Here is a 21,557-nt window from a genome sequence, read left to right as displayed (position 1 = left end):
GATGAGAGGTGTTCCATGCGAAAAACCGGACGAGTTGTCGTGGTTGCCGCCGCTGTCCTCGCGGCCACCGCGGCTCCCGCGTCGGCCGGCGAAAACGGTCCGCGCGACGTCCATCCGTCCCTGCGGCCGAACCTGGTCGCTTACTACGACTTCGATCATCCGCTGCGCGGCGACCCCGCGCTCGAACAGGACCAGGGCCGATCCAGCACCGAGATCGAACTGGTCAACGGCGGGGCCGCCATGCGGGTCGCCGACCGTGCCTATCCCGGGGGTGGGCGCGTTCTGCAGACCAAGCAAATCAACCCGGGCGTCACCGGCAACGACGACTGGAAGGCCGGCATTTACTCGGCCAGCGGCATCCGTACGCTCCGGCCGTTCAGCTCCGTCGAGGGCACCACGGTCATGGGCTGGTTCAAGCGCTCGATGGAGGGTCCGGCCGCCGGTTTCAACGCGATCGGGCTCGCGGGCGTGCTGACCGGCGATTCCGACGGTCACGGCGTACGGGCGCTGTTGGAACTCATCGACGTGAACGGCGAGCTCAAGCTGGTCGCGCTCGGCCGGCGGATCGACGGCGGGAACTCGCAGACGTTCGCCGCGAACGAGGACTGGAAAACGCTGCTGCCCAAGGACAAATGGGTGCACCTGACCGCCACGTTCGATTTCACCAAGGGCACGATGGCGCTCTATCGCAACGGCAAGCCGGTACCCGGTTTCTACACCCGCACCGACGACCCCTGGCTGATCAACGGGCCCGGTCCGCACGTCACCAGCGCGACCGACCCGCGCGGCATCAAGATCGGCGGGAGCTTCCCGCAGAACACGCTCGAACGCAATCCGTGCGACTGCCGGATGGACGCGCTGATGTTCCTCGACCGCTCGCTCTCGGCGCGCGAAGTCGCGAACCAGTTCCGCCTCTATTAGGAGCCCGTCATGCGCCGCATTCTGCTAGCTCTGGCGTTGGTGTCCACATTGGTGGGTACACCCGCCTATGCCGCCGATCCCGGTCCCGTTTACGACCCGATCCCGACCGAGCCGGTCACCTCGAAGCTCGGGCTGGTGCTGACCGAATACGCCCAGTTCCCCAAGAGCGAGACCAATCCGCCGCTGATCGACCAGCGACTCAACCGGGTCGCCCGGATCAACACCATCATGGAACTGCCCGACGGTTCCGGCCGCCGCGCGGTGCCCGATCTGAACGGCAACCTCTACATCGTCAAGAACGGCGTGCCCAGCGTCTATCTCGACGTGGCGGCGAATTTCGCCCCGCAGTTCTTCTCGGGCCGCGGGCTCGGGCAGGGCTTCGGCTACGTGGCGTTCCACCCCGACTTCAAGCGGAACGGCCTTTTCTACACGATCCACACCGAGCAGGCGTCGCAGACGACCGCGGTGCCCGATTACGCCCAGACGAACGTGCTCTTCCACGGCGTCATCAACGAGTGGAAGGCCACGAACCCGGCCGCCGACACCTTCGCCGGCACGCACCGCGAGCTGCTGCGGATCGGCTTCGGCGGCCAGATCCACGGCATTCAGGAGATCAACTTCAACCCGACCGCGCGTCGCGGATCCGCGGATTACGGGAAGCTCTATCTGGCCGTGGGCGACGGCGGGCAGGGCGTGAACAACACCGACCCGCAGAACCTGGCCCTTCCGCACGGTAAGTTGCTGCGCATCGACCCGGCCGGGACGAACTCGCCGAACGGCAAGTACGGCATCCCGCCGTCCAACCCCTTCGTGGGTCAGGCCGGTGCGGCCGGGGAGATCTACTCGTACGGGTATCGCGACCCGCACCGGTTCAGCTGGGATCGCGCCACCGGCAAGCTCTACCTCGGGCACATCGGCGAGCACGCCATCGAGGCCATCTACGAGGTGCGGGCGGGCGACAACATGGGCTGGAGCGAGCGCGAGGGCGCGTTCGTCTTCGACAAGACCCCGGCCACGGCCTGCGACCGGCTGTTCCCGCTGCCCGCCGACGACAGCGGCTACACCTACCCGGTCGCGGCGTACGACCACAACCCGGCGCCCGGCTGGAACTGCACCTCCGACGTCGGCGTGGCGGTGGCCGGCGGGTTCGTCTACCGCGGCCAGGACGTGCCGGCGCTGCGCGGCAAATACGTCTTCGGCGACCTCGTCGACGGGCGGGTGCTCTACACCGAGGCGTCCGAGATGCGCCGCGGGCGGGCCCCGGCCACGATCCACCGGCTCAACCTCTTCACTTCGACAGGCACCCCCGTACGGATGCAGGATCTCTCGGCCCCCGGCGCGCCGGGCGATCCCAACCGTGTCGACCTGCGCTTCGGCACCGACGCGCGGGGCGAGCTCTACATCCTGGCCAAGGCCAACGGCAAGATCTGGAAGGTGACGGGGACGCGCACGTTCGCCGCCGCCTCCGCCGGGCACACCCTGATAGCCCCGGCCCCGCGCGCCGCCAACTGGGCGCCGGTCACCCCGTCGAAGTGGCAGTTCACCAACGGGCAGGTCATTTTGGCCGAGGCCGGCAGCGAGCGGCCCGGACCGCGGCGGCCCTTCGAATACGCCGTGCTGACCGCGGGCCCGGTGTGGAAGTCGGTCGACATCAGGGCGCAGGTGCGGCTCGACGAACCGGTCACGCTGACCAACCGCGACGTGATCATCGTCTTCGGCTACCAGTCGGACACGCAGTTCTACTACGCGCACCTGTCGACGGACAACACGATCCTGCCCCACAACGGCATCTTCAAAGTCAACAACGCCGACCGGGAGCGGATCGACTACCAGTGGAACGGCCGCTCCCGAGGGGCGAACCCGGCCATCGTGGACGAGAAGTTCCATGACGTACGGGTGAAGCACTTGCCGGCCACGGGGGAGATCGCGGTCTACGTGGACGGGAAGAGCGACCCGCTGATGACGGCGCGGGACACGACCTTCACGTCGGGGCGGGTCGGGTTCGGCTCGTTCGACAACCGGGGGCGGCTGCGCAACCTGGTCGTCACGGGCACTCCCGCCTAACTGGCTGTAACCCGGAGGGCCGGCGTTCCCGGGTGGGAGCGTCGGCCCTCTGACGTGCGGTGGCTTGGTCGGGCGGCCTCGATCAGGAGGCTTCCCCCGGGGTGCCGGCGGTGCCGTTCTGGGTGGTGGCGGTGCCGGACAGGTCGATGCCGATGGTGGTCTCGGTGGCGGCGGGCGCGGTCGGCTCCGTCACGGGCGCGGCCGGCTCGGTGGCGGCGGGCGCGGTCGGCTCCGTCGCCGGCGTGGCCGGCTCGGTAGTAGCCGTGGTCGGCTCGGTGGTGGCCGTGGTCGGCTCGGTTGTGGGCGCGGTCGGCTCGGTGGTGGCCGTGGTGGGCTCGGTTGTCGGCTCAGTGGTGGGCTCGGCCGGCGCGGGCTCTGTGGTGGCCGGCTCGGTGGGTGCGGGCTCGGTTGTTGGCGCGGCTGTCGTGGGTGCGGTCGGCTCGGTGGCCGCGGGCGCCGGGGTGGTGGGTTCCGGCGTGGCGGTGGGCTCGGGCGCGGGCTGACCCATCGGGCCGCCCGGTTGCGGCTGACCCATCGGGCCGCCTAGCTGGGGCTGGCCCATCGGGCCGCCCGGTGCGGGCCAGCCGGCGGGCATTCCCGGCATCCCCGGCATGCCCATCAGGTCGGGAAGCTTGATGTCGCCCAGGATGACCACGACGATTCGCGGCTCCCCGCCGCTGCCGCCGTGCGGGCCGGGCAGGTAGCTGGTCGCGGCGGTGGCCGGGTCCGGTTCGGCGGCGAACGCGGACGTCGCGGGTGCGAGCGCCAGGGCGGCACCGGCTGCCAGGCACACGCCGGCAGACAATTTCTTGCGCATCTCAAATCCCCTCCGGGTCTTCGTCAAGTCCGGGACAGCTCAACACAGGAATGAGCGCCGCACGCTCGCTTTCGGCTATTCCGGCGGACCTTTCCGGGGGCCGGAAAAGCAAATGAAAAAGACACGAATAAGCCTGTTCAAGCGGGGTATGCGAGGCAGCCGGTCACCTGTACGCGCGCGATTTCGTACACCAGGCGAGAAAGGCGATGAAGGGAACGTTTCCGCTTAGGGCGGCCCGGGTACCGCCTCCCGTCGAATCAATGCGGAAGAGGGTCGGCATGGCCTGGATAGATGAAGTGCGCGCACGGGCCCAGGCCCGGCTCGAGCAGGCACGCAAGGGCGGATCGGGGGCGCCGCCGTTCCCCGGTGACGTCGTGGCCGACGGCGCCACGCCGGTGGTGATGGTCGACGCCTCGCCCCGCGACGAGGACGGGCTGCCCCGCCCGGTGCGGGTCGCGGGCGCGTGGGCCTGGCGGATCCTGCTGTTCTTCGCCGTCGGCTGGGTCCTGCTGCGGATCATCGCCCACCTCGACGTCGTGATCATCCCGGTGATCGTCGCCGTGCTGCTGGCCGCGATGTTCCAGCCGGTCGCCGCCTGGCTGCGCACCCGGGGCATGGGCCGCTCACTGTCGTCGGCGCTGGTCCTGATCGCCGCGCTGATCGTCGTCTTCGGCGGGCTGGGCCTGATCGTCAACACCTTCGTGGCCCAGATCGGCACGCTGAGCACGCAGGTCGGCGACGGCGTCCGCGAGGTGCAGGACTGGCTCGCCCGCGGCCCGCTGCACATCTCCCAGCAGCAGATCAACGACTACATCGACCAGGCCCAGCGCTCGATCACCGAGAACCGGGGCGCCCTCACCTCGGGCGCGCTGACCACCGCGACCACCGTCGGCGAGGTCGGCACCGGCTTCTTCCTGACCCTGTTCACCCTGTTCTTCTTCCTCCGCGACGGCGACCAGATCTGGCGTTTCCTGTGCCGGCTGCTGCCGCGGGGAGCCCGGGTGCCGACCGCCCGCGCCGGGCACTATTCGTGGCACACACTGGTCTCGTACGTTCACGCCACTGTGCTGGTGGCCTTCGTCGACGCGATCGGCATCGGGATCGGCCTGTTCGCCCTGGGCGTCCCCCTCGCCCTGCCGCTGGCCGCGCTCGTCTTCCTGGGCGCCTTCATCCCCGTGGTCGGCGCCACGGTCAGCGGCGCCGTGGCCGTGCTGGTCGCCCTGGTCACGGTCGGCCCGGTCAAGGCCCTCATCCTGCTCGGCGTGGTCATCGCCGTCCAGCAACTCGAGGGCCACGTACTCCAGCCGATCATCATGGGCCGCGCCGTAGCCCTGCACCCCCTAGCCGTAATCCTGGCCATCGCCGCCGGCGTGGTGCTGGCCGGCATCGTCGGCGGCCTGATCGCCGTGCCGCTGCTGGCCGTCCTCAACACCGCCGTCCGCTACCTGGTCCACCACCCCGACGGCGAACCCACCCCCGACCGCCAACCCCCAGGCACCGAACCCCCCACCGAGGACTCCACCCCCGACGACCCCAAGCCGGGCCCCGACACGCCACCCCCGGCCCACACGTCCCTGGCATAGCCCCCCGCGCAGCTCCACCCATGGCCGTGCACCTCCAGGCGAAGTGCACGGCCTCACGCACACTCGTGCACCTCCGCGCTACGCGCGCGCCTCGCCTGATCGTGCACCGTCGTGCGATGCGCGTGGTCGTCCACTTCTGAGCAATGCGCGCGCGTCGCCTGATCAAGCTCCGTCATGCGATGCGCGTGGTCGTCCACTTCTGAGCAATGCGCGCGCCTTGCCTGGTCGTGCTCCGTCGTGCACCGCGCATGGTCGTGCACTTCCGTACGTTGCGTGCGCGTCGCTTGGTCATGCACCGTCGCGCGATGCGCATGGTCGCGCAATCTGTGCACCCTCGCTCATGGTCGTGCACCGGTGTGTTGCTCATGCTTGTGCACGTCCCCCAATGTGCGCAGCCTCGGGCAAGGTTGTGCACGTCGTCTGTTGGGCGTGGTTGTGCACCGGGGCACGACGTGTGCAGCTTCACGTACGGTCTTGCATCGTCGCGCGAAGTGCGCAGCTTCGCGCATCGTCGTGCAGGTTCGCGCGAAGTGCGCAGTCTCGTGCATGGTTGCGCAGTTGCATCCCGACGACGCGCATACTCCGGCGCGCTGGGCGTGGGGCGCGCTCGGGAGCATGGTGTCGCGAGCCCGGCCGCGCGAGGATGGTGGGGTGCTGGAGGTGCGCCTGTTGGGGGCGTTCGAGCTGCGCGTCGGGGCCGAGCCCGTGGCGCTCATCTCCGTGCGGGCGCAGGCCGTGTTGGCCTACCTGGCGTTGGGCGGCGGGAGGCCGTACGGGAAAACGCAGTTGGCTTCCGCCTTGTGGCCCGGGTCGAGTGAGCGGCAGGCGCGCACGAACCTGCGGCACGTGTTGCACACCTTGCGCGCTTCGGTGCCCGAGTTGGACAAGCACCTGCACGCCACGCCGCAAACGCTCACTTTGGATTGCGCGAATGTGGACGTGGCGGCGCTCAGCGGCGGCGAAACCGTCCAAGAGTTGCGCGCCGCGGCCGATCTCTATCGTGGGGATCTGCTGGAGGGCTGGTACGACGACTGGGTGCTCGAGGCGCGCGACGAGTGCCGCCGCCGGATGGTCACCCTGCTCGCGCGGTTGGTGCCGCTGCTCGAAAACGGTGGGGGCGAGAACCAACATCGGGGCCACGATCAACGCGTCGACGCGATCCGTTACGCCGAGCAGTATCGCGCGCTCGATCGGCTGGCCGAGGAGCCCTACCGCCGGCTGATCCGCCTCTACGACGCGATGGGCGATCGTGCGCGAGCCGTCCGAACCTTTCACGAATGCGCATCCGTCCTGCGCGACGAGCTGGGCGTCACCCCGTCCGAGGAAACCCTTTCCCTGTACGCCGCCCTGGTGCCCAAGACCGTCACCGCAAGCAAACCCGGTCGCAGCGTGTTCGTCGCCCGCGAGGACGAACGCCGCCGCCTGACGACGCTGTGGCGCGCCACCACGACGGCCGGGCTGGTGCTGATCAGCGGCGAACCCGGAATCGGCAAGTCCCGCCTGGCCGAGGAGTTCCGTCACTGGGCCGCGCGGCAGGGCGCCACCACGGCCTCGGCCCGCTCCTACCCGGCCGAAGGCGTGCTCGCGTACGCACCGGTCGTCGCCTGGCTGCGCGAACTCGGCGTCGGCCGGCTCGAATCGGCCGTCCTCGCGCCCCTGCTGCCCGAACAGGACGCCGTCCCCGCCCCACCCGACCCGGCCGCCCGCCTCCGGCTGTTCGAGGCCCTGACCCGCGCCCTGCGCCCACCGGCCGGCGGACTGCTGCTCGTCGCCGACGACCTGCCCGCCGCCGACGCCGCGACCTGCCAGTTCCTGCACTACCTCGTACGGGAATCGCCTGGTCCGCTCTTGATCGTGGCGACCGCCCGGGTGGCCGAGCTGGATCCCGGCCACCCGGCGCACACCCTGCTCGACGGCCTGCGGGCGCTCGGCCGCCGCACCGACCTGCACCTCGACCGGCTCGACCGGGACGCCAGCGCCGAGCTCGCCGAACGGCTCGGTCACCGGCTCGGCGCGGCGGAGGCCGACCGGCTGCACGCCGAGACCGACGGCAACCCGCTGTTCGTGGTGGAGGCGTTGCGCGCCGGTCGCCAGCCGTTCCCGACCCCGCGGGTGCAGGCCGTGCTCGAGGCGCGGCTGCGCCAGCTCACCGTGGGCGCCCGCGAGCTGGCCGGGATAGCCGCGGTGGCCGGCTCGGCGGTGCCCGTGGCGGTCTTCGGCGAGGGCGCGGCGGCCGGGCTCGACGAGCTGTGGCGGCGGCAGATCCTGGTGACCAGCGGCGGGGACACGTACGACTTCAGCCACGACAAACTGCGCGAAGTTGCGTACGGGATGCTCTCGCCCGCGCTGAGGCGACACCATCACGCACTGATCGCTCAAGTGCTGCAGAAAACGCCGGCTGTGGACACTGTTGCCGGGCGGATCGCCGTGCACCTGCTCGAATCGGGTGCGCGCGACGAGGCGGCCGGCTGGTTCGTCCGCGCCGCGCAGGCCGCCCAGCGGGTCTACGCCGACGCCGAGGCGGCCGGCCTGCTGCTGCGAGCGGCCGATCTCGTCCGGGGGCAGGATCGCGAGCTCGCCGTGCTGACCCTGGTGCCGGGGCCGCTCAGCTCGGCCGAGGGGTACGCCTCGCCGCGGCTGCGCACCGTGCTCGATCGGGCGCTCGCGATCGCCGGGCCCGCGCCCGCCGCGCCCTTGCTGCGGGCACAGGCGATGGCCGTCCTGTCGCGCGGCGAGTTCCAGGAGGCGCTGCGACACGGCGCCGAACTGCGCGCGCTCGGCGAGGACGACGACGTGCTGGCCGTCGAGGGCGACTTCGTGCAGGGCGTGGCGGCCGCCTGGCGGGCCGACACCGTCAGGGCGAGCGAGCATCTGTCAGCGGCGCTGGCCCGCTACCGGCCCGGGAACCGGACCGCGCATCTGCTCGCGTACGGGCAGGATCCGCAGGTGCTCTGCCTTGTGCGGCTCGCTCATGTGCGGGTGCGGCTCGGCGAGGTCGAGGAGGCCCGCCGGTTGCGTGATCGAGCGCTCGACCTTGCGCATTCGGGCGGCCATCCATTCACTCTGGGCGGCGCGTTGCTGTTCGCCGCGCTGTGCGACCTGGACCTGGGCGACCGTGCGAAGTTGCGCGACCATGCGCGCGAGTTGATCGGCGACCGGCTCGAGGCCGCGCCCATCCGGATCTTCGCCGAGGCGCTGAACGGTCTGCTGGACGGGCCGGACCTGTCCCGGATCGACGCCGCGTTGAGCGATCCTGGCCGTTTCGCCGCGCCCGGGGTGCCGGCCATGCTGCTGCGCCTGCGCCTGGAGGCGGCGCGCACGCTCGGACTGCCCGACGAGGAACGCGCCACTGCCGAACGCCTGCTGGCCGACGGCGTGCTCATCTGGGACCACGAGGCCCAGGCGATCCTGGCGGGACGATGATGGAACGCTGACGGAACGCTCACCCGCGCACGCTCTCGGGCATGACCACATCACTGATGAACTTGCGCGAGGCCTTTCGCGGCACGCTGCTGCGGCCCGGTGAGGAGGGCTACGACGAGGCCCGGCGCGTCTGGAACGGCGCCTTCGACCGCCGCCCGGCCCTGATCGCACGCTGCGCCGGCGCCGACGACGTGCAGACCGCCGTCCGCTACGCCCGCGAGCACGATCTGCCGATCGCGGTGCGCGGCGGCGGCCACTCCGTGCAGGGGTACGGCGTCTCCGACGGCGGCGTGACGATCGACCTGTCCCCGATGAAGGCCGTCACGGTCGATCCCGCGACCCGCAGCGTACGGGCGGCGGCCGGGCTGACCTGGGCCGAGTTCGACCTCGCGACCCAGCGGCACGGGCTGGCCACCACGGGCGGCTCGGTCAGCTCGACCGGCATCGCGGGCGTCACGCTGGGCGGCGGCTTCGGCCACCTGATGCGCAGGCACGGGCTCACCGTCGACAACCTGCGCGGCGCCTCGCTCGTCACGGCGGACGGCGACCTCGTCCGGGCGGACGCCGAGCTGCTGTGGGCACTGCGCGGCGGGGGAGGCAACTTCGGCATCGTCACCGCGTTCGAGTACGACCTGCATCCGGTCGGGCCGGTGGTGCTCGGCGGGCCGATCTTCTGGCCCCTCGACCAGGCCGCGGAGGTGCTCCGGTTCCTGAGCTCCTGGGCCGCCGACGCCCCCGACGAGCTGGGCATCGCCCTCGTCGCCACCCAGTCCCCGCCCATCCCCGCCCTGGCCGGTACGCCCGTGTTCGGCCTGCTGCCGGTGTGGTGCGGCGACCCCGCGACCGGCGAGCGAGTGCTGGCGCCGCTGCGCGCCCTGGGCGAGCCGCTGGCCGACCTGGTGCGGCCGATGCCGTACCGCGCCGTACAGTCGCTGCTCGACCTGGCCGCCGCGCCCGGCCTGTGCTCGTACTGGCGCTCCCACCAGCTGCCCGAGCTGCCCCCGGACGTGCTGACCGACCTGGTCGCGACCCTGCCCACGCCGCAGTCGCTGCTCAACGGCTGGCTGATCGGCGGCGCGGCCAGCCGGATCGCGCCGGACGCCACCGCGGTCGGGCCGCGACCACCCGGTTTCGAGCTGCGCCTGATCGCGAACTGGGCCGGACCGGGCGGCGACGACCACCGCGCGTGGGTGCGGGCCGGCTGGGAACGGCTCCGCCCGTACGCGTCCGGCCAGTACGCCGCGTTCCTGTCCGACGAGGACCCCGGCACCGCGTACGGGGAAAGGCTCTCGCGGCTCACGGCGGTCAAGGACCACTGGGATCCGCACAACGTGTTCCGGCTCAACCCCAACATCAAACCCAGCCCCGGAGGTTCGCGATGACCATCCTGGTGACCGGTGCGACCGGCAACGTCGGTGCGCATGTTGTTCGTTTACTGAGCGAAAGTGGCGCCGAGGTGCGCGCCGCCGGCCGCGACCTGTCGTTCGCCGGCGCCGATCGGCTCTTCCTGTCCTGCGCGAACGTGCCCGACCAGGTCGCGTTCGAGTGCGCGGCCATCGACGCCGCCGCGGCCGCGGGCGTCAAACTGATCGTCAAGCTGTCCGGCCCGGACGCGAACGTGCAGTCGCCGCTCATCTTCGAGCAGTGGCACGGACAGATCGAGCAGCACCTGGCCGCGTCCGGGATCGCGCACGTTCTGCTCAGACCGCGCACATTCATGACCAACCTGTTCGCGTACGCCCCGGCGAGCACCCTTTTCGCGCCGGCGGGGGAGGCCGCGATCTCGTTCGTCGACCCGCGGGACGTGGCGGACTGCGCGGCGGCGGCCCTCACCGGCGACGGGCACGCGGGCCGGACCTACACGCTGACCGGCCCCGCCGCGATCACCTACGCGCAGATCGCCGACGAGCTGTCGCGGGCCATCGGTCGTACGGTGGCCTATGTGCACGTCCATGACGATCAGGCCCGAGCGGCTCTGATCGACGACGGGCTGCCCCCGTTCCTGGCCGACGCGATCGTGGCCATCTTCCGGTCGCAGCGCGCGGGCAGCATGGCCGGCACCACCGCCGACGTCCTGCGGCTGACCGGGCACGAACCGCGCACCTTCGCTCAGTTCGCGCGCGGGCACGCCGCCGTCTTCCGGGGCTGAATCCCGCGCATCCGGCTGCGCGAATCGCCGCTCGCGGCGACGATGATCTCGCGGGTCCCGGCCTGACTTCACACATGTCAATATTGAAGATCCGCGATTTCACCCCTAGGTTGCATGTCACGGGGATCGACAGCCTGACCAGGGCCGTCCGTCCGCGCCGGAGCACCAGCCGGATCGACGAGGAGGAACCTTGGACACGCAACCGCGCCGCTCATCGGTGAGCCGCAGGCGCATGCTGACCGTGGCGCTGGGTGGGGCGGCCACCGTCGCCCTGCCCGCGCCCGCCTGGGCCGCCACCGGGCAACGCCCCGGCGCCGCGCTGCCGCCCACCCTGACCGGCCACGACATCGACGTGGCGAAGCGGGTGTCCGCGGAACGCGCCCTCGACCACCTCAAGGTGCTGTCGATCGGCATCGGCCCGCGCATCGGCGGCACCCGGTCCGAGCGCGTCGCCGCCGGCTACATCGCGGGCGTGCTCGACAAGCTCGGCTACGACGTCGACCTGCAGCCGTTCCCGGTCGCCGACAAGTTCCTGGCCCAGCTCGGCTCGCCCCGCGGCCTGCCCACCGACCTGAACTGGCAGTGCGGCGCCTCGCCCCACGCGGCCCTCGACACCAAGGTGCGCGGCGACGTGGTCGACGCCAAGCTGGGCGGCGAGGCCGACTATCCGGCCGACGTCCGGGGCAAGATCCTGCTGATCGACTACGTGGCCGACACCCGCGAGACCGTGGTCAACCTGGCCGTCGCGCGCAAGGCCGCCGCCGTCATCTTCCTGCCCGCCGACCTGGTCGAGCCCCGCCGGGCCTCCGCGTTCAGCCCGCAGCTGCCCGGCCTGGCCACCACGCCCGCGCCCATCCCGGTCGTCGGCGTCGCCCAGGCCCAGAAGCACCGTTTGCGCGCGCTGCTCGCCGCCCGCAAGCTGTCGCTCACTCTGTCGACGACCGCACACCGCGGCCTGACCTCGCACAACGTCCTCGCCAACCAGCCCCGCCGCTCGTCCACAGGCCCGGTCGTGATGGTTAGCGCACACTACGACACGGTGATCGGCGCCCCCGGCGCGAACGACGACGGTTCGGGCACCGTGCTCTGCCTCGAACTTGCGCGAGTGTTGCGCAAGTTGCCGACAAACGCGCAACTTCGGTTCGCGCTGTGGGGCTCGGAGGAGCAGGGCCTGATCGGTTCGCGCTACTACGTGGCCCAGTTGCCGCAGCCCGAACGCGACCGCATCCTCGCCGTCTACCAGAACGACATGGTCGCGACGAGCTGGGACCCGGCCACCCGCTACTGGCTGCTGTCCTTCGACGGCCTCGCCAACCGGGCCACCAACGAAGTCGCGGCCGCCGCCACCCGCCTCGGCTACGCCTCCCGCATCAGCCCGGTCACGCTGCGCGGCTCGTCCGACCACCAGTCGTTCCAGGAGGTCGGCATCGCCTCAGCCAACTTCTCCTGGCGCGGCGAGGAGTCGCCGGCGCTGCTTGAACCCCCGTACCACAGCCCCGAGGACACGATCGCCAAGAACATCAGCCTGGAGCGCCTGCAGGTCTCACTCGAGCTGATCGGCTCCGCCGCCTACACCACGGCCCGCTGACAACTGATCCGGACGAGTCGTCGATCGGCGACTCGTCCGGATTTCCTGCTCCCGTACGAGTTCTCCCCGCCGACCAATAGTCCGAGGGGCCCCCGAGCCGGGGCCGTCCCGCTTCTCAACGTGCAAACCTGTTCGTGCCGTCCTTGCGGGAAGTGCTGCCGCCCTCACCGGCCGGTTCTCGCCGCGGCGCGGATTCGCTAACCGGCGCCGTGATCGCCCACTGGCAGTAACCGGCGCTGTGATTGCCAGCTGCCAGTAACCGGCGCTGTGATCACCTCCGCCAGTAACCGGCGCTCTGATTGCCCGCGGCCAGTTAACGGCGTTGCTATTGCTCGCTGCTAGTAACCGGCGGTGCGAATGTCCGCCGCCAGTAACCGGCATTGCGGTTGTCCGCCGGTACGCACCGAGCGCTCCACGATAGACCTAGCCTCCTAGGACGCTTTAGAGGCTGTGCGACGACTCGGCTACAAGGCAACGATCGTCATGTCGACGGCGTGGTCGTCACCCGAGGCGCGACGTGATGGCCGGCCGCCCTCGACGTGGAGTTTGACCGGCTCGGACGTCGCCTGTGGTTCGCGAAGGCCTTGGCCGAGGAGTGACGTGAAAGGCCCGGTGCGGGACCTGCCGAGTTGGTGTGAACGGGTGCGAGACGCCGCCGCCGGTGGGCCGTTCGGGCGGTCGGCCGGTCGGGCGCGTGGGCGTGGGCCGGTCCGGGCGGTGGGTCGGCCGGGCGGTCGGGCGCGTGGGCGGTAGGCCGGTCGGTCGGGCGGTGGGCCGGCCTGGTAGTCGGACGGTGGGTCGGTCGGAAGGTTGGGCGGGCGGCGGCGGAAGGCTGTGCGGCCGTTGTCAGGGCTTGCGTGCTACTGCGGCGTACTCGTCGGTTTCGCGGAGGTCGGCTGGGGTGGCGTTGGGGGATGGGCGCCAGCGGGAGCAGGGGACCAGGCCGGGTTCCAGGAGTTCGAGGCCGGTCAGGAAGCGGGAGAGGTCGTCGGGGTGGCGTAGGTGGTAGGAGAGGGGTGCGTTGGCGTTCCAGACGTTGATCGCCTCCGTGAAGGCGGGGCCGTCGAGGACGTTGGTGCCGTCGGCGGTGATCAGGTAGCTGCCGGAGGGTAGGGCGGCCATCAGGGTCTGGGTGATCGCGGCGGCCTCGTTCAGGTCGGGGATGTGGCCGAGGATGTTCATCAGGATCAGGCCGACCGGGCGGGACAGGTCGAGGCCGGCCGAGGCCAGAACGGCGTCGGGGTCGCGCAGGTCTGCGTCCACGTAGACGGCCTCGCCGGAGAGCACGCTGTGGGCGTGGGCCAGCACGAGGGGGTCGTTGTCGACGTAGACGACCTGGGCGGTGGGGGCCACGGCGTGGGCGACCTGGTGGGTGTGCTCGGCCGAGGGGATGCCGGTGCCGATGTCGAGGAACTGGCGTACGCCCTCGTCGGCGGCCAGGTAGGTGACGGCCCGCTTGAGGAAGGCCCGGGAGCTGCGGGCCACGACGACGATGTCGGGATAGAGCTTGGCGAACTCGTCGCCCACCGCGCGGTCGGCGGGGAAGTTGTCGGTGCCGCCCAGCCAGTAGTTCCAGACCCGGGCGGAGTGCGGGACGCCGGTATCGAGATCCGTCATGGTCGAAGTCTAGTGTGGACAAAAGGATTTGCTCCCGGGTGACAGGCTGCGGTTGTGATCCCGGAACGCGTCGCCCGCCTGCTGCCGCTGGGCTGCGCCGTGGCCGCGGTTCAGATGATCGTCTTCGTGACGGCGGCCGGCTGGCTGCGCCCGGGCTACGACTCCAGCCGCAACTGGGTCAGCCAACTCTCGCTCGGCCCGCACGGCTGGCTCAACAACATCAACCTCGCCCTGTGCGGCCTCTGGCTCCTAGCCGGCGCCGCAGGCCTACGCCGGACAAGCAACACCGCCACCCTCGTGAGCCAGCGCCGGACAAGCAACACCGCCGCGGACGCAAGCCAGCGCCGGACAAGCAATACCGCCGCCGACGCAAGCCAGCGCCGGACAAGCAACACTGCAGCCCTCGTAACCCAGCGCCGGACAAGCAACGCCGCCATGCCAAAGAACCAGCGCCGAGCAAGCAACCTGGTCGCGTGGTGTGGCGTCAGCCTCGTGGCCCTGGCCGTGTTGCCGACCGACGCGGGCATCGGCTACCCGCCCGGCACCGAGGCGACGCACACGACGATCGGGCTCGTGCACCAACTGGTCGCGATCACACTCGGCCTGGCCGGGATCGGGGCCGCCGCACTGCTCGGCCGGCGTGCGGTCGCCTACGCGATTGCCGGGATTATGACGGTCACGTTTGTGGCAGCCAGCGTGCTCGTCCTGCTCGATGCCGCCGACGTGCTTCCGGGCAACCCCAGCGGCCTGCTGGAACGGGTCGCGCTCTTCCTCGGCCTGGGCTGGATCGGCTGGGTGACGGCCCGAGAAGTCAGCTCGCCGGCAAAGAAAGAGGCGGAGACGGTCACGCGGGAATGGGTGGGCGGGGGAAGGTGAGTCGCCGCTCGGGGAGGCGGTTGAAGAGGAGGCGGGGAGGCTCGCGCGGGAATTGTGGGCGCGAGAAGGTAAGCGGCGGTTGGGGAAGAGGTGAGGACGGTCGGGCGCGAAAAGGTGGGCCAAAGCCGAGGGAGACGCAAACGGCGGCCGTCGAACGACGCGAAGGCTGACGGGCGGAATGGGTCGGTAGGGGGATGAGCGGACCGGGTCGGGATCGTGGGTTGTGGGTCAGGGGCGGGGTGACATCGGGTTTTTGCGGGCGGGGACCCGGCCGTTCGTGCGGGCCTCGAACAGCAACCGCAGCAGGGGAAACAAGGCCAGCAGCAAGCGCGCAGTGACCCAGGCCCGGATCAGAGAACCGCGAGGCACCAGGGGCCGATGGGCCGCGTACCCCGCCTCGCTCATCAACAGGTAGCGCCGATAATCCCCGTAGCGGTCGGCTATCCGGCGGGCCGACGTGCCGGCTCGCAGCCCCGGTGCGTACGTGATGCGATGGCCCGCCGCCCGTAGGTGGATGCCCAGGTCGAGATCCTCGTGGGCCGACCCCGCCGTGCACAGTGAAGGCCGCACTGCTTGCCATGCGCCGGCCCGGACGGCCATGTTGGCGCCGAACAGCCAGTCCATCCGGCCGATCACCGGCAGGCTCCACGCCCGCCGGATGAGCGCGTCGCCCGCGTCGAGCAGCGGGGCCAGGGCGACGTCGTAATAGGCGGCGGGCCCGGTCACTGCGTCGACGCGTGGGTCGTCGAAGGCGAGTCGCACCCGGCGGGACCAGTCGGGCGGCACGCGGGTGTCGGCGTCGATGCGGGCCAGCACGTCGCCGGTGGCGGTGTCGAGGCCGCGGTTGCGGGCGTGCTGGACGCCCTGCCGGGGTTCGCGCAGCACGAGCACGCGGCCCTCGTAGCGGGCGAGCACCACCGCCGTACGGTCGGTGGAGTTGTTGTCGACGACGATGATCTCGTGGACCGGTTCGTGCTGGGCCAGCACCGCGTCGAGGCACGGGCCGACGAAGTCTTCCTCGTTGTAGACCGGCACGACCACCGACAGCAAGGTCATCGCAACGGAGGAGAAGGCACGCGGCCGAGGACGATCCCGAAGTTCTCCCGGTACGCCGCGAGCACCTGGTCGTCGGTGTCGAGAACGGTTTCCGTACGGTGGCCGCCTTGGGTCTTGATGAGGGTGCGGCCGCTCAGCGAGACCCGGCCGTCGCCCTTCAGGCGGGAGCAGACCGGGCCGTCGCCGAAGTGCGAGTCGGGTGACGTCGAGTGCCACCAGCAGGTCGGGATGAAGTCGGTGAGCTCCCGCACCCGCCGCTCGATGCGGTATTGCGGTTTGCCGTCGCGGAGCAAGTCCACGTCGTCGCCCTCGTCGACGAAAGTGAACACCCCGCCAGGGTCGGTCTGAGGTGACCGCAAAAGGAAGTCAAGCGGGTCGGTGCTGTGCCGCCCGAAACCGACGTCGGCCAGCCACGGACCGTCCCCGTCGGCAGTGGTGACCAGCAGCGCCATGTGGTCGAAGGGCGGGCCGAGCCGGTCGCCGTGCACGCGGGCACCGACCCGGTCGACGGTGAAGCCCAGTTCGGTCAGCAGCAGCGCGAACAGGCCGTTGAGCTCGTAGCAGAAGCCGCCCCGCCGACGCCGGACGATCTTGTCGAACAGGTCGGCGGGGTCGAGCGAGATGCGTTCGCCGAGGTGGATGCTGAGGTTCTCGAAGGGCACGGTGCGCTGGTGGGCCCGGTGCAGCTCGCGCAGCCCGGCCACGTCGGGGGCGGGCGGCCGGGCCAGGTCGATCCGAGTGAGGTAGGCGTTCACATCCATGGTGGACAGGTTAGGCGCGCATCACCGTGGCGATGGGGATGCCCGCGGCGCGCAGGGCGGGCACGAACCCGCCGAGCACGCCGGCCACGATGCCCGCGATGATGCCGGCCACGCCCGCCTCCCAGGGGAACTGGACGTCGCGCAGGATCGGCTGCGAGTCGCCGACCAGCATCGTCACCACCTTGAGGGCGGCCGCGCTGGCCCCGATCGCCGCCGCGGCCGTGAGCAACCCGGTCAGTAACGTCTCGGCCAGCACGATCCCGGCCAGGAGCGTACGGGGGGTGCCGACCGCGCGCCGCAGCGCGAACTCCTCGACGCGTTCGCCGACCGTGGCCAGGCCGACGTTGAGGATGCCGGCCACGCCGATCAGCAGCACCAGCCCGGCCATCGAGAAGAACACCAGCCGCATCAGGGTGAGCTGTTTCTCCTGCTCCTTGCGGGTCTCGATGGTCTGCACGTACGGCTCCACGCCGAGCGCCTTGAGCTTCGCGGAGACGACCGGCTCGACCGGCGACCCCTGGGTCATCAGCAGGCGCATCTCGCCGCCGGTGTTGGGGTCGGACATGCGCGAGGGCGGCAGCCAGGTGGTGAGCTCGTCGAGGCGTACGTAGGCCCGGGGTTGCATGTCGCCGTCGTCGACCACGCCGACGAACTGGGGCGTGACGTTGGCCGCGGCGCCGCCGACCCGCATCTCGGCGGGCACACGGTATTGCTCGAAGGCGTCGGCGGCCGGCTGGTTGAGCACGAGTTTGGGCGACATCGACGGCATCCGGGTGAAGTCGAGCCACTGCCCGGAGACCGTACGGTAGGGGCGGAACTTGCGGACGTCGCCGGAGAGCGCGGTCAGGCGCACCTCGACGGCCTGGCCCTTGACGCCCGGTGCGGGTTCGCAGCCCTGGTCGTTGCAGACCATGGCCGGGCCCCAGTCCTGGTCGAGCGGGGCGCCGCCGGGGTTGACCGGCAGCACGCCGGGTTCGCCGACGATGCCGCTGACGCCCAGCATGGCCACCGCGTCCTCGCGGCCGCGCACGGTGGCGGTGAGGACCTCGGTCGCGTTCTGCTGCATCGGCATGTCCATCACGCGGGTGCCGTCGTAACCCTGCTGGATCTCGAGGTCGGCCAGCAGCGCGCGTTCGGCGATGCTCGCGCCGGCCTGCACGACCACGACGGCCAGCACGCCCAGGAACAGGCTGACCATGGAGAGCAGGGTGCGCAGCTTGCGGGCGCGGATGCCCTGGATGCCGATGATCAGCGAGGACCGGAACCGGCCGGAGAGCCGCCTCATCGGACCGTCACCCGCTCGGTCAGCACGCCGTCGACGAGGTCGTGGATCTGGCCCATGCGCGCGGCGTGGTCGCGGTCGTGGGTGACCAGGATCAGCCCGCAGCCGCGCTCGGTCGCCGCCAGCAGCGCGTCGATGACCAGCGTGCCGGTCTCGATGTCGAGGGCGCCGGTGGGCTCGTCGGCCAGCAGGATCTTCGGATCCCGGACGAGGGCCCGCGCGATCGCCACCCGCTGCTGCTCGCCGCCGGACATCTTGGCCGGGCGGCTCTTGGCCAGGTGCGCGATGCCGACCTGGTCGAGCGCCTCCATGACCAGCGAGCGGCGCTGCCGGCGGGGCAGCCAGCCCTGACCGTTGACCAGCGCCATGGCCACGTTCTGGGCCGCGGTCAGGTGCTTGAGCAGGAAGAAGCGCTGGAACACGAACCCGAAGTGGGAGCTGCGCAGCTTGGCCGCGCGGCGCTCGGGCAGCTTGGCGATCTCCTGCCCGTCGAGCCGGTAGCTGCCCGAGTCGGGCCGGTCGAACAGGCCGATGACGCTGAGCAGGGTGCTCTTGCCGGAGCCGGAGCGGCCCACGATGGCCACGCTCTGCCCGGCGTTCACGGTCAGGCCGACGCCGTCGAGGATCGTCCGCGGCTGCTCCTGGCCCTTGAGGACCTTGGTGATGCCGTCGAGCTCGATCAGGGCGGTCATCCGTTCGGGCCCTTGGCGCCGTCCGCGGCGGCGGGCAGGTCGGGCCCGGGCACGGCGATCGTCTCGTTGCCCTTGAGCCCCGACTTGATCTGCACGACCTTGCCGTCGGTCAGGCCGAGCACCACGTCGACCGTCTTGCGCTGCTGGTCGGCGCCGACGATGTCGACCTTGCCCTTGCCCTGCACCCCGGCCACCGCCTCGACCGGCAGCACCATGACCTTGGCCGCCTTCTCGGTGATGACCTGCAGGGTGACCTGGGCGCCGTTGATCAGCTTGACGTTGCCCGGGGGAGTGCAGACCAGCCGCATGCCGGTGGCCTCGGAGCCGTCGCTGCCGCCGCCCGTCTCCTCCTGCTGCGGGGGCTGGGCGACCGGGGGCGCGCCGGACGGGCTGTCGGTCGGCGTGGTGGCAGGCGGCGGCGGGGGCTCGGGGATCGAGCCGGCCGGCAGCGCCGCGATCGTGCCCAACGCCGTACAGGCGAAGGGTCCTGGTCCGTTCTTGATCTGGGCCCGCACATCGGTGATGGCGCCGGAGATCCGGTAGGCCTGGGCGCTGTCGATCTCGGCGACGATGCCGTAACCGGAGTGCTTGGCCGAGATGATCGGCATGCCGGCCGTGACGTCGGAGCGGTCGTCCATGAGCCGGCCGGCCAGGATCGAGCCCTGCGGGATGTTGATCCGCCGCGGGGCGCCCTCGTCGTCCCAGACCGTCGCCACCCACTTCGGCCGTACGGCGGGGACCTTCGACGGGGTTTTGTCGAGGAAGCGCAGCTCGCCGTCGGTCGGCGCGACGATGCCGAAGACCGGGTTGATCGTGACCGAGCCGGACAGGCTGATCTGGTTGCTCAGGTCCTGCCGGGTCGGCTTGACCGTGGTCAGCACCGTGCCGCGGGCCTCGAGGCCGGGCGTCGCGGCCGACTCGCCGCCCGCGTCACACCCGCAGAGCACCGCGGCGAGCATGGCCGCCGCACCCACTCCGGTCACTCTGCGTGAGTCCACCTGTACCCCTTTGCCTGACTTCTCACCGACGGCCGGTGACGCGATGCGGCCCGGCCGGGCAGAGGTTACAAGGCGGGCGCAACCGTCGATGTCCCAGCGCCACGGATCAAGGCGAAATACCTTCATGTGATGGAAAGATGGCTCCGCGTGATCGCGGACCTGGGCGTCCGCACCAAGATCCTCGGTGCGGTCTGCGTGGCGATCCTCGTCGCTGTCGTGGTGGGCACGGTTGGGCTCAGCGCGCTCGGCAGCTCGAGCGCGGCCGCCGACAAGATCTATGCCAGCAACGTGGCCGGGGTGAACGAGCTGGGCGACATCCGGGCGTCGCTGGCCCGGGCCCGGCTGGACGCGGCCAACTTCATGATCTCGGCGACGGCGGCCGGCAAGGAGAAGTACCGCACGGCCTTCGACCAGGACTTCGCCGAGCTGCAGAGCTCGCTCACGGCCTACCGGTCCAGCGACCCGGTGGTCGACGACGCGGCCATCGCCGAATTGTCGGACGACTTCGCCAACTTCGAGGAACTGGTCGTCGACGGCCTGTTCCCGGCGGGCGCGAGCAACGACATCGAGGCCTGGCAGGCGATCCGGGACTCCCGGCTCGCCCCGCTGATGGCGGAGGTCGACAACGACCTGATCGGCATGCGGGCCGCCGAGAGCGCCGACGCCAAGGCCAACGCCGACGCGGCCCGGGCCGGGTATCACCACAGCCGTACGATCTCGATCGCCCTGCTCGTGGCCGGGGCGCTGATCGCCCTCGCGCTGGGCGCGGTCGTGGCCCGGCAGATCGTCCGCTCGATGGCCCGGGTCCGCGACGTCTGCGAGGGGCTGGCCGACGGCGACCTGACCCGGACGGCCGGGCTGACCTCGCGCGACGAGCCGGGCCGGATGGGGCAGGCCCTCGACACGGCGGTGACCCGGCTGCGCGAGACGATCATGACGATCGACCGGTCGGCGGGGGCGCTGCGCGGGGCCTCCGAGCGCATGTCGGGGGTGACCACCGAGATCTCGGCCTCGGCCGACGCGTCCACCGAGCAGGCCCAGGCGGTGTCGGTCGCGGCCCGGCAGATCTCGCTCAGCGTCGACGCCGTGTCGGCCGGCAGCGACGAGATGGGCGCGGCGATCCGGGAGATCTCGCGCAACGCGGGCGAGGCGGCCCAGGTGGCCACCGAGGCCGTCGGGCTGGCCGCCAGCACGTCGACGACCATGACCAAGCTGGGCGAGTCGTCGGCCGAGATCGGCAACGTGATCAAGACCATCACCGCGATCGCCGAGCAGACCAACCTGCTCGCGCTCAACGCCACCATCGAGGCGGCCCGGGCGGGTGACGCGGGCAAGGGCTTCGCGGTGGTCGCGTCCGAGGTCAAGGATCTGGCCCAGGAGACCGGCCGGGCCACCGAGGACATCTCGTCGCGGGTCGAGGCGATCCAGGCCGATACGAGCGGCGCGGTCACCGCCATCGAGGAGATCAGCCAGGTCATCGGGCGGATCAGCGACTTCCAGACCACTATCGCGTCGGCCGTGGAGGAGCAGACGGCCACGACGGCCGAGATGAACCGCAGCGTCGGCGACGCGGCGGCGGGCACGGGCCGGATCAGCGAGAACATCGAGGGGGTGGCGGGCGCGGCCCGGCGTACGAGTGAGGGAATCGCGCAGTCACGGCAGGCTACCGAGGAGCTGACGACGATGTCGGGCGACCTCAATGCGCTGGTGGCCCGGTTCCGCTATTAGTC

The 21,557-nt window shown here is 71.1% G+C and carries 16 protein-coding genes; 9 read left to right on the top strand and 7 right to left on the bottom strand.

Annotated elements, in window-relative coordinates; genetic code table 11:
• Positions 1-39 precede the first annotated feature (39 nt).
• On the top strand, positions 40-921 hold the full coding sequence (locus tag JKJ07_RS37575) for a LamG-like jellyroll fold domain-containing protein (protein ID WP_307834604.1): 882 nt from the start codon (positions 40-42) through the stop codon (positions 919-921).
• Between the two features lie 9 nt (positions 922-930).
• Positions 931-2,985 (top strand): PQQ-dependent sugar dehydrogenase, encoded by a 2,055-nt coding sequence (locus JKJ07_RS37570; protein ID WP_202996725.1) that lies wholly within the window; start codon positions 931-933, stop codon positions 2,983-2,985.
• Between the two features lie 82 nt (positions 2,986-3,067).
• Here JKJ07_RS37570 and JKJ07_RS37565 read toward each other — a convergent pair whose 3' ends face one another.
• Positions 3,068-3,802 (bottom strand): hypothetical protein, encoded by a 735-nt coding sequence (locus tag JKJ07_RS37565; protein ID WP_202996724.1) that lies wholly within the window; start codon positions 3,800-3,802, stop codon positions 3,068-3,070.
• A 260-nt stretch (positions 3,803-4,062) separates the two neighbouring features.
• On the opposite strand from JKJ07_RS37565, the gene JKJ07_RS37560 reads away from it, so the two are divergent.
• The 5 genes from JKJ07_RS37560 (at position 4,063) to JKJ07_RS37540 (ending at position 12,545) form a co-directional block, all read left to right on the top strand.
• Entirely contained in the window at positions 4,063-5,385 is a 1,323-nt protein-coding gene (locus JKJ07_RS37560; protein ID WP_236030518.1) for an AI-2E family transporter, read from the top strand.
• Between the two features lie 546 nt (positions 5,386-5,931).
• Positions 5,932-8,808 carry an ATP-binding protein gene (locus tag JKJ07_RS37555; protein WP_202996723.1) on the top strand — a complete coding sequence of 959 codons (2,877 nt, stop codon included), beginning with the start codon at positions 5,932-5,934 and terminating at the stop codon, positions 8,806-8,808.
• Between the two features lie 41 nt (positions 8,809-8,849).
• Complete coding sequence (locus tag JKJ07_RS37550) at positions 8,850-10,190, top strand: FAD-binding oxidoreductase (RefSeq protein WP_202996722.1); 1,341 nt, start codon at positions 8,850-8,852, stop codon at positions 10,188-10,190.
• Positions 10,187-10,957 (top strand): NmrA family NAD(P)-binding protein, encoded by a 771-nt coding sequence (locus JKJ07_RS37545; protein WP_202996721.1) that lies wholly within the window; start codon positions 10,187-10,189, stop codon positions 10,955-10,957. Before JKJ07_RS37550 ends, JKJ07_RS37545 begins: the two co-directional genes overlap by 4 nt.
• Positions 10,958-11,147: 190 nt before the next feature.
• The gene (locus JKJ07_RS37540) at positions 11,148-12,545 is read left to right on the top strand and encodes a M28 family peptidase (RefSeq protein WP_236030517.1); all 1,398 of its coding nucleotides are present in this window, start codon (positions 11,148-11,150) and stop codon (positions 12,543-12,545) included.
• A gap of 846 nt (positions 12,546-13,391) precedes the next feature.
• Here the strand turns inward: JKJ07_RS37540 and JKJ07_RS37535 are convergent.
• Positions 13,392-14,162, bottom strand: a complete 771-nt coding sequence (locus tag JKJ07_RS37535) for an SAM-dependent methyltransferase (protein ID WP_202996720.1) — start codon at positions 14,160-14,162, stop codon at positions 13,392-13,394.
• A gap of 54 nt (positions 14,163-14,216) precedes the next feature.
• Between JKJ07_RS37535 and JKJ07_RS37530 the strand changes: the two genes are divergently transcribed.
• On the top strand, positions 14,217-15,038 hold the full coding sequence (locus JKJ07_RS37530; RefSeq protein ID WP_202996719.1) for a DUF998 domain-containing protein: 822 nt from the start codon (positions 14,217-14,219) through the stop codon (positions 15,036-15,038).
• A gap of 228 nt (positions 15,039-15,266) precedes the next feature.
• Here the strand turns inward: JKJ07_RS37530 and JKJ07_RS37525 are convergent, their stop codons facing one another.
• The 5 genes from JKJ07_RS37525 to JKJ07_RS37505 are packed head-to-tail and all read right to left on the bottom strand — an operon-like array spanning position 15,267 to position 19,827.
• Positions 15,267-16,094 carry a glycosyltransferase family 2 protein gene (locus JKJ07_RS37525; RefSeq protein ID WP_202996718.1) on the bottom strand — a complete coding sequence of 276 codons (828 nt, stop codon included), beginning with the start codon at positions 16,092-16,094 and terminating at the stop codon, positions 15,267-15,269.
• Positions 16,091-16,855, bottom strand: a complete 765-nt coding sequence (locus JKJ07_RS37520) for an arylamine N-acetyltransferase family protein (RefSeq protein WP_202996717.1) — start codon at positions 16,853-16,855, stop codon at positions 16,091-16,093. The genes JKJ07_RS37525 and JKJ07_RS37520 overlap by 4 nt, the downstream gene beginning before the upstream one ends.
• A 10-nt stretch (positions 16,856-16,865) precedes the next feature.
• Positions 16,866-18,140: an ABC transporter permease gene (locus tag JKJ07_RS37515; RefSeq protein WP_202996716.1), complete on the bottom strand. Its 1,275-nt coding sequence runs from the start codon at positions 18,138-18,140 to the stop codon at positions 16,866-16,868.
• Positions 18,137-18,829, bottom strand: coding sequence for an ABC transporter ATP-binding protein (locus tag JKJ07_RS37510; RefSeq protein ID WP_202996715.1), 693 nt, complete (start codon positions 18,827-18,829; stop codon positions 18,137-18,139). The genes JKJ07_RS37515 and JKJ07_RS37510 overlap by 4 nt, the downstream gene beginning before the upstream one ends.
• Complete coding sequence (locus JKJ07_RS37505; protein WP_307834603.1) at positions 18,826-19,827, bottom strand: efflux RND transporter periplasmic adaptor subunit; 1,002 nt, start codon at positions 19,825-19,827, stop codon at positions 18,826-18,828. The genes JKJ07_RS37510 and JKJ07_RS37505 overlap by 4 nt, the downstream gene beginning before the upstream one ends.
• Before the next feature lie 129 nt (positions 19,828-19,956).
• Between JKJ07_RS37505 and JKJ07_RS37500 the strand changes: the two genes are divergently transcribed.
• Complete coding sequence (locus tag JKJ07_RS37500) at positions 19,957-21,555, top strand: methyl-accepting chemotaxis protein (RefSeq protein ID WP_202996714.1); 1,599 nt, start codon at positions 19,957-19,959, stop codon at positions 21,553-21,555.
• Positions 21,556-21,557: the final 2 nt, after the last annotated feature.

Origin of the sequence: Paractinoplanes lichenicola (assembly GCF_016785085.1) — a bacterium.
Taxonomy (GTDB): domain Bacteria; phylum Actinomycetota; class Actinomycetes; order Mycobacteriales; family Micromonosporaceae; genus Actinoplanes; species Actinoplanes lichenicola.
The sequence above is the reverse complement of the archived record's forward strand: the minus strand, read 5'-3'. Positions and strand labels throughout refer to the sequence as shown.

Coding starts and splice junctions, on each gene's coding strand:
- JKJ07_RS37545 (WP_202996721.1), top strand. CDS start 10,187: ATGACCATCCTGGTGACCGGTGCGACCGGCAACGTCGGTGCGCATGTT.
- JKJ07_RS37560 (WP_236030518.1), top strand. CDS start 4,063: ATGCGGAAGAGGGTCGGCATGGCCTGGATAGATGAAGTGCGCGCACGG.
- JKJ07_RS37525 (WP_202996718.1), bottom strand. CDS start 16,094: ATGACCTTGCTGTCGGTGGTCGTGCCGGTCTACAACGAGGAAGACTTC.
- JKJ07_RS37535 (WP_202996720.1), bottom strand. CDS start 14,162: ATGACGGATCTCGATACCGGCGTCCCGCACTCCGCCCGGGTCTGGAAC.
- JKJ07_RS37510 (WP_202996715.1), bottom strand. CDS start 18,829: ATGACCGCCCTGATCGAGCTCGACGGCATCACCAAGGTCCTCAAGGGC.
- JKJ07_RS37515 (WP_202996716.1), bottom strand. CDS start 18,140: ATGAGGCGGCTCTCCGGCCGGTTCCGGTCCTCGCTGATCATCGGCATC.
- JKJ07_RS37500 (WP_202996714.1), top strand. CDS start 19,957: ATGGAAAGATGGCTCCGCGTGATCGCGGACCTGGGCGTCCGCACCAAG.
- JKJ07_RS37555 (WP_202996723.1), top strand. CDS start 5,932: ATGGTTGCGCAGTTGCATCCCGACGACGCGCATACTCCGGCGCGCTGG.
- JKJ07_RS37550 (WP_202996722.1), top strand. CDS start 8,850: ATGACCACATCACTGATGAACTTGCGCGAGGCCTTTCGCGGCACGCTG.
- JKJ07_RS37520 (WP_202996717.1), bottom strand. CDS start 16,855: ATGGATGTGAACGCCTACCTCACTCGGATCGACCTGGCCCGGCCGCCC.
- JKJ07_RS37570 (WP_202996725.1), top strand. CDS start 931: ATGCGCCGCATTCTGCTAGCTCTGGCGTTGGTGTCCACATTGGTGGGT.
- JKJ07_RS37565 (WP_202996724.1), bottom strand. CDS start 3,802: ATGCGCAAGAAATTGTCTGCCGGCGTGTGCCTGGCAGCCGGTGCCGCC.